12 protein-coding genes are annotated in these 14,446 nt (G+C 72.2%); 1 reads left to right on the top strand and 11 read right to left on the bottom strand.

Annotated features, from left to right (window positions below):
• Window positions 1-142: 142 nt before the first annotated feature.
• Genes ruvX through ACGFWJ_RS28630 form a run of 4 tightly spaced genes read right to left on the bottom strand, consistent with a single transcriptional unit; the run spans window position 143 to window position 4,211 of the window.
• Window positions 143-631 (bottom strand): Holliday junction resolvase RuvX, encoded by a 489-nt coding sequence (gene ruvX / locus ACGFWJ_RS28615; RefSeq protein ID WP_387642913.1) that lies wholly within the window; start codon window positions 629-631, stop codon window positions 143-145.
• Entirely contained in the window at window positions 628-3,294 is a 2,667-nt protein-coding gene (gene alaS / locus ACGFWJ_RS28620) for an alanine--tRNA ligase (protein WP_387642914.1), read from the bottom strand. Before alaS ends, ruvX begins: the two co-directional genes overlap by 4 nt.
• Window positions 3,294-3,728, bottom strand: coding sequence for a DUF6167 family protein (locus ACGFWJ_RS28625; protein ID WP_387642915.1), 435 nt, complete (start codon window positions 3,726-3,728; stop codon window positions 3,294-3,296). The genes alaS and ACGFWJ_RS28625 overlap by 1 nt, the downstream gene beginning before the upstream one ends.
• A gap of 6 nt (window positions 3,729-3,734) precedes the next feature.
• Window positions 3,735-4,211: a DUF948 domain-containing protein gene (locus tag ACGFWJ_RS28630; protein ID WP_387861619.1), complete on the bottom strand. Its 477-nt coding sequence runs from the start codon at window positions 4,209-4,211 to the stop codon at window positions 3,735-3,737.
• Window positions 4,212-4,474: 263 nt separating this feature from the next.
• Here ACGFWJ_RS28630 and ACGFWJ_RS28635 point away from each other — a divergent pair, with 263 nt between their 5' ends.
• Window positions 4,475-6,520, top strand: a complete 2,046-nt coding sequence (locus tag ACGFWJ_RS28635; RefSeq protein WP_392954765.1) for an ATP-binding protein — start codon at window positions 4,475-4,477, stop codon at window positions 6,518-6,520.
• Between the two features lie 57 nt (window positions 6,521-6,577).
• Here the strand turns inward: ACGFWJ_RS28635 and rpsD are convergent, their stop codons facing one another.
• From rpsD to hisS, 7 genes are all read right to left on the bottom strand, one after another.
• The gene (gene rpsD / locus ACGFWJ_RS28640; protein ID WP_035860039.1) at window positions 6,578-7,192 is read right to left on the bottom strand and encodes a 30S ribosomal protein S4; all 615 of its coding nucleotides are present in this window, start codon (window positions 7,190-7,192) and stop codon (window positions 6,578-6,580) included.
• A gap of 306 nt (window positions 7,193-7,498) precedes the next feature.
• Window positions 7,499-8,848, bottom strand: a complete 1,350-nt coding sequence (locus ACGFWJ_RS28645) for a replication-associated recombination protein A (protein ID WP_387643039.1) — start codon at window positions 8,846-8,848, stop codon at window positions 7,499-7,501.
• A 237-nt stretch (window positions 8,849-9,085) separates the two neighbouring features.
• A complete protein-coding gene (locus ACGFWJ_RS28650; RefSeq protein ID WP_392954768.1) occupies window positions 9,086-9,697 on the bottom strand; it encodes a hypothetical protein in 612 nt (203 codons plus the stop codon).
• 73 nt (window positions 9,698-9,770) lie between these two features.
• Window positions 9,771-10,559 (bottom strand): polyphosphate kinase 2, encoded by a 789-nt coding sequence (ppk2, locus tag ACGFWJ_RS28655; protein WP_387643040.1) that lies wholly within the window; start codon window positions 10,557-10,559, stop codon window positions 9,771-9,773.
• Between the two features lie 150 nt (window positions 10,560-10,709).
• Entirely contained in the window at window positions 10,710-11,216 is a 507-nt protein-coding gene (locus ACGFWJ_RS28660) for a GNAT family N-acetyltransferase (RefSeq protein ID WP_392954770.1), read from the bottom strand.
• Between the two features lie 166 nt (window positions 11,217-11,382).
• Window positions 11,383-13,173, bottom strand: coding sequence for an aspartate--tRNA ligase (gene aspS / locus ACGFWJ_RS28665; RefSeq protein WP_392954772.1), 1,791 nt, complete (start codon window positions 13,171-13,173; stop codon window positions 11,383-11,385).
• Window positions 13,170-14,441: a histidine--tRNA ligase gene (gene hisS, locus ACGFWJ_RS28670; protein ID WP_392954774.1), complete on the bottom strand. Its 1,272-nt coding sequence runs from the start codon at window positions 14,439-14,441 to the stop codon at window positions 13,170-13,172. The genes aspS and hisS overlap by 4 nt, the downstream gene beginning before the upstream one ends.
• Window positions 14,442-14,446 lie beyond the last annotated feature (5 nt).

Genomic DNA, 14,446 nt, shown 5'->3' on the forward strand with positions numbered 1-14,446 from the left:
GGGGGCGCTGTGGGGGCGGGGGGGGTGTGGGGGGGCGTTGTTGGGGGGGGTCTGGGTGGGGCCCCCGGGGGGGGGCAAACGTCGGGGGCCGGGGCGGCGGCGCGCCCGCCCGGGCCCCGATCGGGAACCTAGACCTGGCCGGTCAGGCCACCGGCTCGACACTCTCGCCGGGTGCGCGTCCGCTCACCCGTTCGGTCTCAAGCGCGGACTGGAGGATCACCACGGCCGCGGCCTGGTCGATCACCGAGCGGCCCTTCTTCGAGGACCGGCCGGAGGCGCGCAGCCCGGCGGCGGCGGTGACGGTGGTCATCCGCTCGTCCACCAGCCGCACGCCGACCGGGTAGGTCAGCATGGCCAGCCGGCCCGCGTACTCGCGGACCTTGGCGGCGGCCGGGCCTTCCTTGCCGCTCAGTGAGCGCGGCAGGCCGACGACGACCTCGATCGCGTCGTACTCCTCGACGATCGCCTTGAGCCGGGCCTGCGAGCGGCCCCCGGCGGGGACGGTCTCCACGGGTGTGGCGATCAGCCCGTCGGGGTCGCAGACCGCGACCCCGATCCGGGCGTCACCCACATCGACGGCGATCCGCCGGCCGCGCCGGAAGACCTTCTCTTCGGTGTGCTCCTCGCTCACGCGCGCTCGGCCACCAGTGCCCGGACGGCCTCGATCGCCTCGCCGACGGCGGCCGGGTTGGTGCCGCCGCCCTGCGCCACGTCGTCCTTGCCGCCACCGCCGCCGCCGAGCGTCTTCGCCGCGGTGCGGACCAGCTCGCCGGCCTTGATGCCGCGGGCGCGGGCGTCCTCGCTGGTGGCGATGACGGTCAGCGGGCGGTCATTGGCGACGGTGAACGCCGCGACCACGGCCGGGCGGTTGCCGAGCCGGGCGCGGACGTCCAGCACCAGCTTGCGCAGCTCGTCCGCACCGGTGCCGTCACCGACGCGGGCGGCGACCAGGGCCACGCCCTTGACGTCCTCCGCGCCCTCGGCGAGGCCCGCGGCGGCCTGCAGCACCTTCTCGGCGCGGAACTTCTCGATCTCCTTCTCGGCGTCCTTGAGCTTGGCGAGCATGCCGGAGATCTTCTCCGGGAGCTCCTCCGGACGGCCCTTGACCAGCTCGGTGAGCTGGGAGACCACGGTGTGCTCGCGGGCCAGGAACTTGTACGCGTCGACGCCGACCAGCGCCTCCACGCGGCGCACGCCGGAGCCGATCGAGGACTCGCCGAGCAGCTTCACCAGGCCCAGCTGGGCGGTGTTGCCGACGTGCGTGCCACCGCACAGCTCCTTGGAGAAGTCGCCGATGGTGACCACGCGGACCGAGTCGCCGTACTTCTCGCCGAACATCGCGATGGCGCCCTGCTTGCGGGCCTGGTCCATCGTCATGACCTCGGCGGTGACGTCCAGCTCGCGGGTCAGCACGTCGTTGATCTTCTGCTCGACGTCGACCAGCACGCTGCCGGGCACGGCGGCGGGCGAGCCGAAGTCGAAGCGGAAGCGGCCCGGCGCGTTCTCGGAGCCGGCCTGGGCGGCCGTCGGGCCGAGCGCGTCGCGCAGCGCCTGGTGGGTCAGGTGGGTCGCCGAGTGGGCGCGGGCGATGGCCCGGCGGCGCTCGGTGTCGATGGTGGCGTACGCGGACGCGCCGAGCACCACCTCGCCGAACAGCACCCCGCCGGAGTGCACGATGACGCCCGGCACCGGCTGCTGCACGTCGCGGATCTCGACGACCGCGCCGGAGTCCAGCCGGATCCGGCCGTGGTCGGCGAGCTGGCCGCCGCCCTCGGCGTAGAACGGGGTGCGGTCGAGGATCAGCTCGACCTCGTCGCCCTCACTGGCGGCCGGCGACGGGACGCCGTCCACCAGCAGGCCGACCACGGTGGCCTCGCCCTCGGTGTGGTTGTAGCCGGTGAAGACGGACGCGCCGGCGCTGTCGGCGACCTCGCGGTACGCGGCGACGTCGGCGTGGCCCATCTTCTTCGCCTTGGCGTCGGCCTTGGCGCGGTCCCGCTGCTCCTGCATCAGGCGGCGGAAGCCGGCCTCGTCGACCTGGAGGCCCTGCTCCTCGGCCATCTCCAGGGTCAGGTCGATCGGGAAGCCGTAGGTGTCGTGCAGCTTGAACGCCTGCTCGCCGGAGAGCACCACGCTGCCGCCGGCCTTGGTCTCGGTGACGGCGGCGTCCAGCAGGTTGGTGCCGGAGCGCAGGGTCTGCAGGAAGGCGTTCTCCTCGGCGACCACGACCGTCTCGATGCGCTTGCGGTCGGTCTCCAGCTCCGGGTACTGCGGGGCCATCGCCTTGATCGAGATGTCGATCAGGTCCTTGGCGACCGGCCCGGTGGCGCCGAGCAGGCGCATGTTGCGGATCGCGCGGCGCAGGATGCGGCGCAGCACGTAACCGCGGCCCTCGTTGCCGGGGGTGACGCCGTCACCGACCAGCATCAGCGCGGTGCGGAAGTGGTCGGTGACCACGCGCAGCGAGACGTCCGACTTGTGGTCGGCGCCGTAGGTGTGGCCGGTGAGCTCGGCGGCGCGGTCGAGGATCATCCGGCTGGTGTCGATCTCGAACAGGTTGTCGACGTCCTGCAGGACGGCGGCGAGGCGCTCCAGGCCGAGGCCGGTGTCGATGTTCTTGCTCGGCAGGTCGCCGAGGATCTCGAACCCGTCCTTGCCGTCGCCGTGGCCGCGCTCGTACTGCATGAAGACCAGGTTCCAGATCTCCAGGTAGCGCTCGCCGTTGACCGCCGGGCCGCCCTCCTCGCCGTACGCGGGGCCGCGGTCGTAGTTGATCTCCGAGCACGGGCCGCACGGGCCGGGAACGCCCATCGACCAGAAGTTGTCCTTCATGCCCAGGCGCTGGATCCGCTCGGACGGGACGCCGATGACGTCACGCCAGATCTGCTCGGCCTCGTCATCGTCCTTGTAGACGGTGATCCAGAGCTTCTCGGGGTCCAGGCCGTAGCCGCCGTCCGCGACGGAGCTGGTGAGCAGCTCCCAGGCGAACTTGATGGCGCCTTCCTTGAAGTAGTCGCCGAACGAGAAGTTGCCGCACATCTGGAAGAACGAGCCGTGCCGGGTGGTCTTCCCGACCTCCTCGATGTCCAGGGTGCGGACGCACTTCTGCACGCTGGTGGCGCGCGAGAACTGCGGCTTGACCTCGCCGAGGAAGTACGGCTTGAAGGGCACCATGCCGGCGTTGACCAGCAGCAGGGTGGGGTCGTCGGCGACCAGCGAGGCCGACGGTACGACGGTGTGGCCGCGCTCCTCGAAGAAGCGCAGCCAGCGGCGGCGGATCTCTGCCGACTCCATCAGTGGGGGTCCTTCCGATCGGTCGTGCTGCCCGGCAGCTCGCGCTGACGGGGCTTGGCAACGATTGTCTGGGGGGTGGTGCGGCGGGTGCCGCGGGACGTGGGCAGGGCGGCGGCCGGGGAGCCCGGGGCCGCCGAGATAGCTCGGCCACCGCTCGACCCGGCCGCGCCGCTGAGCGTGCGGCGGCGGGGCGGCTCGACGACCGCGGTGCCGTCCAGGCCGAGGTCGGCGCGCAGCTGCTGCTCGCGCTCGGCCATGCCGGCCTTCACGTCGCGGGCGAACTGCCGGGCGGCATCGCCGAGTTGGAGCGCGCCGCGGGCGGCGGTGCCGGACAGCGAGTCGGGCGTGAGGCGGTGCACCGCCTCGTTGGCCTTGTTCATGGCCCAGACGGTGGCGCCCGCGCCGACCGCCATCCAGAAGATTCTGCGCACCATCGCCGCTCAGCCCCTCACGGCCCGGCGGACCCGGGCCAGCAGCCCGCCGCGCGGCGCGGTCGCGGCCCGGACCTCGGCCCGGATCAGCCGGGCCAGCTCCTCGCGCTCACCGCTCTGCTGCGGCACCACGGGCCCGGCCTGCTGCCGGTTCACGGCCCGGCGCACGCCGTAGCTGAACGCGGCCAGCTTCACCAGCGGCCCGCCGACGGTGGCGGCCACCGTCGAGGACAGCGCCTTGGCGTCGGCCGCCGCGTCCTGGACGTTGGCGGTGATCTCGTCGACCCGCTCCAGCTGCTCGTGCGCGCTGCGGACGGCGGCGTTCGCGTCCTGCAGCAGCGGCACGGCCTGCTCGGTGACGGCGGAGACCAGGACGGTCGCCTCCCGCAGCACCTTGGACAGCCGGACCAGGACCACGGCGAGCAGGGTGACCAGGACCGCCCAGAAGACGGCGACCAGCAGCCCGGCCAGCTCTCCCACGGACACCTTCGCGCGCTCCCTCGCCTGTCGCTGCGACACTCTTGCAATCCGGGGTTGCGCAACTATCACAATCCCAGAGCTGAACCCTACCGTGGCGGCCGACCGCTCCCCGACCGGATATCGGCAGGTACGCCCGCCCCCGAACCGGTCGGATGTGCGAACACCGCGCGTAACCTACCGCCCGGTCACCTCGTTGGTGAGTTGGCTCGCGGAAGCGCGCGCCCACCGGTGAACGGGTTCCTAGCGACGGGGGCGTCCCTATGGATGGCATGGCGGCAGCGCCGAGAGAACCGGGCCGACTGCCCGCCGAAGCCACCGCGTTCATCGGCCGGGCCGCCGAACTCGAGTCCCTGACCGCCCTGTTGGGCCGCTCCCGGCTGGTCACCGTGACCGGCCCGGGCGGGGTCGGCAAGTCCCGGCTGGCGCTGCGGGCCGCCGCCCGGCTCGCCCCCGATTTCCCGGACGGCACGCGCCTCGCCGACCTCGCGCCGGTCCGTGATCCGCTGCTGCTCGGCCCCGCCGTACGGGCCGCCCTGGACCCCACCGGCCGGTTGCCGCTCGCCGAGCGCCGCGTGCTGCTGGTGCTGGACGGCTGCGAGCACCTGGTCGACGCCTGTGCCGAACTGGTCGACTCGCTGCTGCGCGCCGCGCCCGGGCTGCGGGTGCTGGCCACCTCCCGCCAGTCGCTGCGGGCGGCCGGCGAGCACCTGCTGCCGCTGGCCCCGCTGCCGGTCGAGCCGGGAGGCGGCGGGGCCGACTCGGAGGCGATGCGGCTGTTCGCCGACCGGGCCGCCGCCGCCCGGCCCGGCTTCCGCCTGGCGGGCGCCAACCGCGCCGAGGTGGCGCTGCTCTGCCGCCGCCTGGACGGCCTCCCGCTGGCCCTGGAGCTGGCCGCCGGCCGGTTGCGCGCGCTGTCCGTGGAGCAGCTGCTGGCCCGGCTCGACGACCGCTTCCGGCTGCTCACCGGCGGCGGCCGCACCGCCCCGTCCCGGCACCGGACGATGCGCACAGCGATCGGCTGGAGCCACGAACTCTGCACCATGCAGGAACGTTTACTCTGGGCCCGCCTGTCGGTCTTCGCCGGCGACTTCGACCTGGACGCCGCCGAATACGTCTGCGGCGGCCACGGGCTCGACCTCGACGACGTCCTCGCCCTGCTCGACTCGCTGGCCGACAAGTCCGTCCTCGAACGCCACGACGGCGAACCCGCCCGGTTCCGGATGCTCGACACCCTGCGCGACTACGGCGGCCACTGGCTGCGGGCCGGCGACGACCACCGGCGGCTGCTGCGCCGCCACCGCGACTGGTACCTGGGCGTCGCCACCTGGGGCGAGGTCGAGTGGTTCGGCCCCCGGCAGGCCGAGACCGCCGAACGCACCCGGCTCGCCCACCCGAACCTGCGCGCCGCCCTGGAGTTCTCGCTCGCCGAACCCGGCGAGGAACAGCCCGCCCTCACCCTGGCCGGCGCCCTCTGGTACTTCTGGCTCGGCACCGGCCTGCTCGGCGAGGGCCGCCACTGGCTCGACCGCGCCCTCGCCCGCGCCCCCGAACCCACCGACGCCCGCGCCAAGGCCCTCTGGGTCACCGGCCACCTCGCCACCCTCCAGGGCGACCCGGCCCGCGCCCGCCCCGCCCTCGACCGGTGCCACCGCCAGGCCCTGGCCACCGGCGACCGCCGGGCCCTCGCCCACGCCGTCCACCGCCAGGGCTGCGCCGCCCTGATCGGCGACGACCCGGCCCGCGCCGCCGAACTCCTCGACGAGGCACTGCGGCACTACACCGCCCTCGGCGAGCTCGACACCCACGTCCTGATGGCCATGGCCGAACTCGCCCTGGCCCACCTGTTCCTCGGCGACGGCCCGGGCGCCGCCGCCTGGGCGGAGCGCGTCCGGCAGACCTGCGAGGCGCACGGCGAGCAGTGGGCGCACGCCTACGGCCTGTACACGCTGGCCCACGCCCGCCGGCAGTCCGGCGAACCGCGGGCCGCCCGGGGCTTCGCCCGCGACTCGATCCGCCTCACCCACCCGCTGGGCGACCCGCTCGGCCTCGCCCTCGCGATGGACCTGCTGGCCCTGCTCACCACCGAGGACCCCGCCCCCGACCCGTACGAGGCGCGCGTCCTGCAGGGCGCCGCCCACCGGCTCTGGACGGCCCTCGGCACCCCGTTCCTCGGCTCCCGCACCTTCCGCGGCCCGCACCGCACCTGCGAGCAGCGCGCCCGCGCCGCCCTCACCGCGCAGCAGTACGAGGAAGCGTTCCGGCTCGGCACCCGCCTCGACCTGGACACCGCCGTCCACCGCGCCCTGAACACCTGACCGGAAACGGGAAACGCCCCCGCGGTCCGAAGACCGAGGGGGCGTTCCGCTCGCGGGTCAGCGCGAGTAGTACTCGACGACCAGCTGCTCGTCGCAGACAACCGGAACCTCGCGGCGCTGCGGCGCGCGGTCCAGGCGGAAGGCCAGGGCCTTCAGGTTGACCTCGAGGTACTTCGGGGTCTGGCCCTCGCCGGCGTTGCCACCCTCGCGAGCCACCTGGAAGGGGACCTTCTCCTTGGACTTTTCCTTCACCGTGACGACGTAGCCCGGCTTCATCTGGAACGACGGCTTGTTGACCTTCGAGCCGTTGACCTCGATGTGACCGTGCACGACCATCTGGCGGGCCTGGTAGATGGTGCGGGCGATGCCCGAACGCAGAACCAGGGCGTCGAGGCGGACCTCCAGCAGGGCGACGAGCGCCTCACCGGTCTTGCCCTCGACCTTCTTGGCGGCCTCGAAGGCACGCGCCATCTGCTTCTCGCTGAGGTCGTACTGCGCGCGCAGACGCTGCTTCTCGGTCAGACGGACCTTGTAGTCAGAGTTCTGCTTGCGGCCACGGCCGTGCTGGCCGGGCGGGTACGGGCGGGCCTCGAAGTACTTGACGGACTTCGGGGTCAGCGGAACGCCGAGAGCACGGGCGATCTTGACCTTGGGGCGCTTCTGGTTCGCCATGTTTCCTTTTCCTGTTCAGATACGGCTGTCACCAGGTGTTGACGGAGGACGCTTCTCGCGGCCCGGAGAAAAACCGTCCGTCGCCGGATGGTCAGCCGCTCTCCGCGACCGGGCACTATGTGCTTGCACACGAGACGCCCACCGACCGGGAAAGGTGGTGGGCTGCCCGCGACACCGAAAACCGGTGCGCGCCGCTCCTGGAGAACTCCCTTGCGGGAGGCCTCCGTTGGTTGCCCCGCTGGTGCGGCCGGTCGTTCCTCGCGGAACCCCGGGCCCGGGACACACTGCGGACAGTCTACAGGCTGTTCACTCGCCCTTGAGCCGGGCCCTGGTCCACTCCGCGATCTCCGCGTACCGGGCCTCGCCACCCCGCCTGGTCGGCTTGTAGTACTCCTTGCCGTGCACCGCGTCCGGCGCGTACTGCTGCGCCGCGATGCCCTCCGCCAGGTCGTGCGGGTACTGGTACCCCTTGCCGTGCCCGAGCTTCTTCGCCCCGCCGTAGTGCGCGTCCCGCAGATGCGGCGGCACCGCGCCCGCCAGCCCCTGCCGGACGTCCGCCAGCGCGGCGTCGATCGCCAGGTACGCGGCGTTCGACTTCGGCGCCAGCGCGAGCGCGATCGCCGCCTGCGACAGGATGATCCGCGCCTCCGGGAACCCGATCAGCGCCACCGCCTGCGCCGCCGCGACCGCCGTCGACAGCGCGGTCGGATCGGCCAGCCCGATGTCCTCGCTCGCCGAGATCATCAACCGGCGCGCGATGAACCGCGGGTCCTCCCCCGCCTCGATCATCCGCGCCAGGTAGTGCAGCGTGGCATCCACATCACTGCCCCGGATCGACTTGATCAGCGCACTCGCCACGTCGTAGTGCTGATCGCCGTCCCGGTCGTACCGCACGGCCGCCTTGTTCACGGCCGTCTCGGTCGCCGCCAGCGTCAGCACGCCCCCGCCCTGCTCCAGCGCCGCCCCCGCCGCCGCCTCCAGCATGGTCAACGCCCGCCGGGCATCACCCCCGGCCAACCGCACCAGGTGGTCCTCCGCCTCCTCCGCCAGCTCCACGCTCCCGCCGAGCCCGCGCTCGTCGGTGGTCGCCCGGCGCAGCAGGACGCGAATGTCCTCGTCGGTCAGCGACTCCAGGGTCAGCAGCAACGACCGCGACAGCAGCGGCGAAATGATCGAGAAGTACGGGTTCTCGGTGGTCGCCGCGATCAGCGTCACCCACCGGTTCTCCACCGCCGGGAGCAAGGAATCCTGCTGCGCCTTCGAGAACCGGTGGATCTCGTCCAGGAACAGCACCGTCTCCCGCCCGGTCATCCCGACCGCCCGACGCGCCCCCTCGATCACCGCCCGGACTTCCTTGACCCCGTGCGTGATCGCCGAAAGCTCGACGAACCGCCCCTCCACCGCCTGGCTGATCACATGTGCCAGCGTGGTCTTCCCCGTCCCCGGCGGCCCCCACAGAATCACCGAACTCGTCGCCGCCGGCCCCTTGGCACCCGCCACCAGCCGCCGCAACGGCGACCCGTCCTTCAACAGCTGCTGCTGCCCCGCCACCTCGTCCAACGTCCGCGGCCGCATCCGCACCGCCAGTGGGGCGCGCCCCGGCTCGGCACTCTGGCGTTCCTCGGCTGCATGCGTGAAAAGGTCGGGCTCGTCCACGGAACGCAACCCTATACGGTGCGAAATCAGGGGCGCGGGGAACTGCGCGAAGGGGAACGCGCCCACCAGCCAGATCGCGACGCAGGACAGCCACTTGCACGTGATCGCGACCTCGCGGACGTGATGTGCGCTTGTCGCGCAGTTCTCCCCCAGCCCTAGCGGGCCGGGAGGTACCCCCACGCGCCCCTGTTCTCGCGCCCCTCCGGATCGCGCCGGTCTCCCCGCGCCCGCCTGCTCTCAGCCCTCCGGCGGCCGGTGAAGCAGGACGACGTCGAACTCCTCCATCCCGTAGATCACTGTCCCCGAAGCCTTGCTCGCCGCCGCGCGCACCGCCGCCTGCGCCCCGCGCGAGGCCTCGAACGCCCCCCGGTCCGCGAAGATCGTCCCGACCACCCCTACCGACCGCCCGCGGTCGATGAGCATGGCGGCGCCCACATACCCGTCGATCTCCCTGATCGCCGGGAGGCCGCTCTCCTCGAAGCCCTTCACCACCCCGTCCAGCCCGGCCGCGTCGTACGCGAAGCGAGTCAGCCGGAAGCCCCCGTTCTCCACCGCGGGCCCGGGTTCCGCCGCGACAACGTCCCAGCGGTTGACGGCAACGGTCGCGGCGAACGGCACCAGCAAGGTGTCCCGCCGGTCGGCCAACGCAGTGTCACTCGCGGCTTCGTGTTCGGGGCTGTCCCACCAGGAGCCCATGGTGAGCGTGCCGAGCGCCCGGTTGGCGAACAGCCCGTAGCCGCGGTAGCCGGGCTGGGTGGAGAGGAGTTCGACAGCCTCGCCGCGCAGCGCGTCGAGGCTGTCCTCCAACAGGGCGGGGTCTCCGGTGGCGTAGACGGTACGGACATACATGGGAGTGCCTCCAGCCGTTGCGGGATCCCCTCCATCGCACGCCCGCCACGTCGGCCGGGTCAACCGGGGGCGGTCACCGGGCGAGCAGTGTCGCGGTGTGGTCGAAGACGTACTTCTGGAGGTCGCGCGGCGGCCGCTGGTACCCGCGCGGTTCGGGCCGGGCCGGAAGTGTGATCGCCGGGCGGACCACCTCGTGGTACGGGACGGAGGACAGCAGGTGGGCGATCATGTTGAGCCGGGCGCGGCGCTTGTCGTCGCTGTCGACGACGTTCCACGGGGATTCGGGGATGTCGGTGTAGACGAACATCTCGTCCTTGGCCCGCGAGTAGTCCTCCCAGCGGGTGATGGATTCGACGTCCATCGGGGAGAGCTTCCACTGCCGCATGGGGTCGTCGAGGCGGTCGCGGAAGCGGCGTTCCTGTTCGATGTCACTGACCGAGAACCAGTACTTGCGCAGCACGATGCCCGCTTCGATGAGCATCCGTTCGAAGGTGGGGCACTGGTGGAGGAACTGCCAGTACTCCTCCTCGGTGCAGAATCCCATCACCTTCTCGACGCCGGCCCGGTTGTACCAGGACCGGTCGAACAGCACCATCTCGCCGGCCGCCGGGAGCTGCTCGACGTAGCGCTGGAAGTACCACTGACCGCGCTGGCGTTCGGTGGGGGCGGGGAGGGCGACGATCCGGGCGATGCGGGGGTTGAGGTATTCGGTGACGCGTTTGATCGCGCCGCCCTTGCCGGCGGCGTCCCGGCCCTCGAAGATCACGACCATCCGGATGCCCTCGCTGCGCACCCACTCCTGCATCTTGACCAGCTCCTGCTGGAGCCGGAGCAGTTCGGGTTCGTAGATCCGCTTGGGGATGCGCGGGGCGCTCTTGGCGCCGCGGGGCTTCCTGCCTCGCTTGGGGTCCGCCACTTCATGTGCCTTTCTCACCGTGCCGCCGACGAGCACTCACGCTACGGGCCGCCGGTGGTCGACGCAGGTCGGCCGACGGCCAGTGGCGGGCGTCGGTCAGACTTCGTCGAACGGCGCCGCGTAGCGGCAGACGCCGTGCGGGGCGCTGTCCGCGCCGGACAGCAGGAGTGCCTGGAAGTACACGTCAGGGACGTCGTACGGGCCGCTGATGCGGTGTCCGGAGGCGGGCGCGAAGCCGAACCGCCCGTAGTAGCCGGGGTCGCCGAGGACCACCACGACGCGCTCGCCGGCTTCCGCGGCGGCGGTCAGCGCGGCCCGGACCACGGCGGTGCCGACGCCCTTGCGCTGCCATTCGGGGGCGACGGCGACGGGGGCGAGGGCGAGTCCCTTGCCGTTGCCGATCTTCAGCCGGGTGAGCAGGGCGTGGCCGATGACGACCTCGCGGTCGTCGACGGCGACCAGGGAGAGTTCCGGCAGCCAGGCGGGGTCACGGCGCAGCGCGTCCACCAGGTCCGCCTCTTCGGGGCCTGGGAAGGCCGCCATGTGCACGCGCCGGGTCTCGGCGGTGTCGGTGGGGAGTTCAACTCTGGTTCGTACGGTCATCCTTGACCCCTCTTGCGCCCTGCACCCCGTCGTGCAGCGTTCCGGCCCCGGGCGGTGCGAGCCTACTCCTGGTAGGCGGGCACCGGCCGGGGCCGGAACGAATCGTGATCTTTGTGATGTGCCGTCAGTTTTCGACGGTGCGTCAGACGATGCGTCAGACGGTGGGTCAGGCGGTGGGCTCGGCCTCCGCCTTGGCGCCGTCCTTGGCCTTCGGCTTGGCGTCCACGCCGGCCTCCCGGCGCTGGGCCGGGGTGATCGGGGTGGGGGCGCCGGTCAGCGGGTCGCCGCCGGTGGAGGTCTTCGGGAAGGCGATGACGTCCCGGATGGTGTCGTAGCCGCCCAGCAGGGTGACCACGCGGTCCAGGCCGAGCGCGATGCCGCCGTGCGGCGGCGGGCCGTAGTTGAAGGCGTCCAGCAGGAAGCCGAACTGCGAGGCGGCCTCCTCCTCGGACAGGCCGATCGCGTCGAACGCCCGCTTCTGCACGTCGCGCTGGTGGATACGGATCGAACCGCCGCCCAGCTCCGAGCCGTTGAGCACCAGGTCGTACGCGTTGGAGAGCGCGCTGCCCGGGTCGGTGTCGAAGGTGGCGAGCGACTCGGCGGTGGGCGCGGTGAACGGGTGGTGCACCGCGTGCCAGCCCTGGAACTCGCCCTTGTCGTCCTCGATCGGCTCGAACATCGGGAAGTCCACGACCCAGAGGAAGGCCCACTGGGACTCGTCGATCAGGTTGCAGCGGCGGCCGATCTCCAGGCGGGCGGCGCCGAGCAGCTCCTGCGAGGCGGTCTTGTTGCCGGCCGCGAAGAACACCGCGTCGCCGGGCTTGGCGCCGGCGGCGGCGGCCAGGCCGGCCAGGTGCTCCTCGGACAGGTTCTTGGCGACCGGGCCGCGCAGCTCGCCGGTCTCGGCGTCCACCAGGACGTACGCGAGGCCGCGGGCGCCGCGGGCCTTCGCCCAGTCCTGCCAGGCGTCGAGCTGCTTGCGGGGCTGCGAGGCGCCGCCGGGCATCACGACCGCGCCGACGTACGGCGCCTGGAAGACCCGGAACTCGGTGCCCTTGAAGTACTCGGTCAGGTCGGTGAGTTCCTGGCCGAAGCGGACGTCCGGCTTGTCGGAGCCGTAGCGCGACATGGCGTCGACGTACGTCATCCGCGGCAGCGGGTTGGGGATCTCGTAGCCGTGCACCTCGCGCCAGATCGCGGCGATGACCTTCTCGCCGAGGGCCAGGATGTCCTCCTGGTCGACGAACGACGCCTCGATGTCCAGCTGGGTGAACTCCGGCTGCCGGTCGGCGCGGAAGTCCTCGTCGCGGAAGCAGCGGGCGATCTGGTAGTAGCGCTCCATGCCGGCCACCATCAGCAGCTGCTTGAACAGCTGCGGGGACTGCGGCAGGGCGTACCAGTGGCCGGGCTGGAGGCGGACCGGGACCAGGAAGTCGCGGGCGCCCTCGGGGGTGGAGCGGGTCAGGTACGGGGTCTCGATGTCGAGGTAGTCGTTCTCCTCCATCACCGTGCGGATGATGTGGTTGACCTTCGAGCGCAGCCGCAGCGCGCGGGCCGGGCCCTCGCGGCGCAGGTCGAGGTAGCGGTAGCGGAGCCGCACCTCCTCGTTGACCGAACCGGGCTCGTACTCGGCGACCTGGAACGGCAGCGGCGCGGCCTCGGACAGCACCTCGATGGACTCGACGACGACCTCGACGGCGCCGGTCGGGATGTCCGGGTTCTCGTTGCCCTCGGGGCGGACCCGGACGTCGCCGATCACCTTCACGCAGTACTCGGAGCGCAGCCCGTGCACCGACTCCAGGTCGCGAACCACGACCTGCACGGTGCCGGAGGCGTCCCGCAGATCGATGAAGGCCACGCCGCCGTGGTCACGGCGGCGGGCCACCCAGCCGGCCAGGGTGACGGTGGTGCCGGCGTGCTCCGGTCGGAGCGTGCCCGCGTCGTGCGTGCGGATCACAGCTGCTTCTCCTTCAGGGTGGTGACGAGCGCCTCGAGGGCGACGGGGGTCTGCTCGCCGGACTCCATGTCCTTGAGCTGGACCACGCCCTCGGCGAGGTCCCGGTCGCCCGCGATCAGGGCGAAGCGTGCTCCGGACCTGTTCGCGGACTTCATGGCGTTCTTGATGCTCTTGACGCCGAACGCGAGGTCGGTGGCGACGCCGGCCCGGCGCAGCTCGACGGTCTTCGCGAACAGCACGTTCTTGGCTTCCTCGCCGAGCGCGACCGCGTACACCTCGGTGGTGACGGGCAGGTCGAGCTCGATGCCTTCGGCCTCCAGCGCGAGGAAGGTGCGGTCCACACCCAGGCCCCAGCCGACCGAGGGCAGCGCCGGGCCGCCCAGCATCTCGGACAGGCCGTCGTAGCGGCCGCCGCCGCCGATCGCGGACTGCGAGCCGAGGCCGCCGTGCACGAACTCGAAGGTGGTGCGGGTGTAGTAGTCCAGGCCGCGCACCAGCTTGGGGTCGTCGACGAACGCGACCCCGGCGGCGGTGAGCAGCTCGCGGACCTTCTCGTCGTACGCCTTGCAGTCCTCGCACAGGTAGTCGCGCAGCATGGGCGCGTCCACCAGCTGGGCCTGCACCTCCGGGCGCTTGTCGTCGAGGACGCGCAGCGGGTTGATCTCGGCGCGGCGGCGGGTGTCCGCGTCCAGCTCGAGGCCGGAGAGGAAGTCCACCAGCGCGGTGCGGTAGACCGGGCGGCACTGCTGGTCGCCGAGCGAGTTCAGCAGCAGCTTGTACTCGCGCAGGCCGAGCGAGCGGAAGGCGTCGTCGGCGAGGATGATCAGCTCGGCGTCCAGCGCCGGGTCCTCGGCGCCCAGCGCCTCCGCGCCGACCTGCGAGAACTGCCGGTAGCGGCCCTTCTGCGGGCGCTCGTAGCGGTAGAAGTTGCCGGAGTACCAGAGCTTGACCGGCAGGTTGCCGAGCTTGTGCAGGTTGGCTTCCAGCGTGGCGCGGACCACCGACGCGGTGCCCTCGGGGCGCAGCGCGAGGTCCTCGCTGCTCTCGGGGCGCTTGGCGAGGGTGAACATCTCCTTGGTGACGATGTCGGTGGACTCGCCGACGCCGCGGGAGAACAGCTTGACGTCCTCGAACACGGGGGTCTCGACGTAGCCGTACCCGGCGCGGCGCAGCGGCGCGGACAGCCGCTCGCGGATCGCCAGGTAGGCCGCGGAGTTGACCGTGGGCAGCAGGTCGTAGGTGCCCTTGGGGGCGGTGAAGGTGCTCAACTTCT

The organism is Kitasatospora sp. NPDC048407, assembly GCF_043200475.1.
GTDB lineage: Bacteria > Actinomycetota > Actinomycetes > Streptomycetales > Streptomycetaceae > Kitasatospora.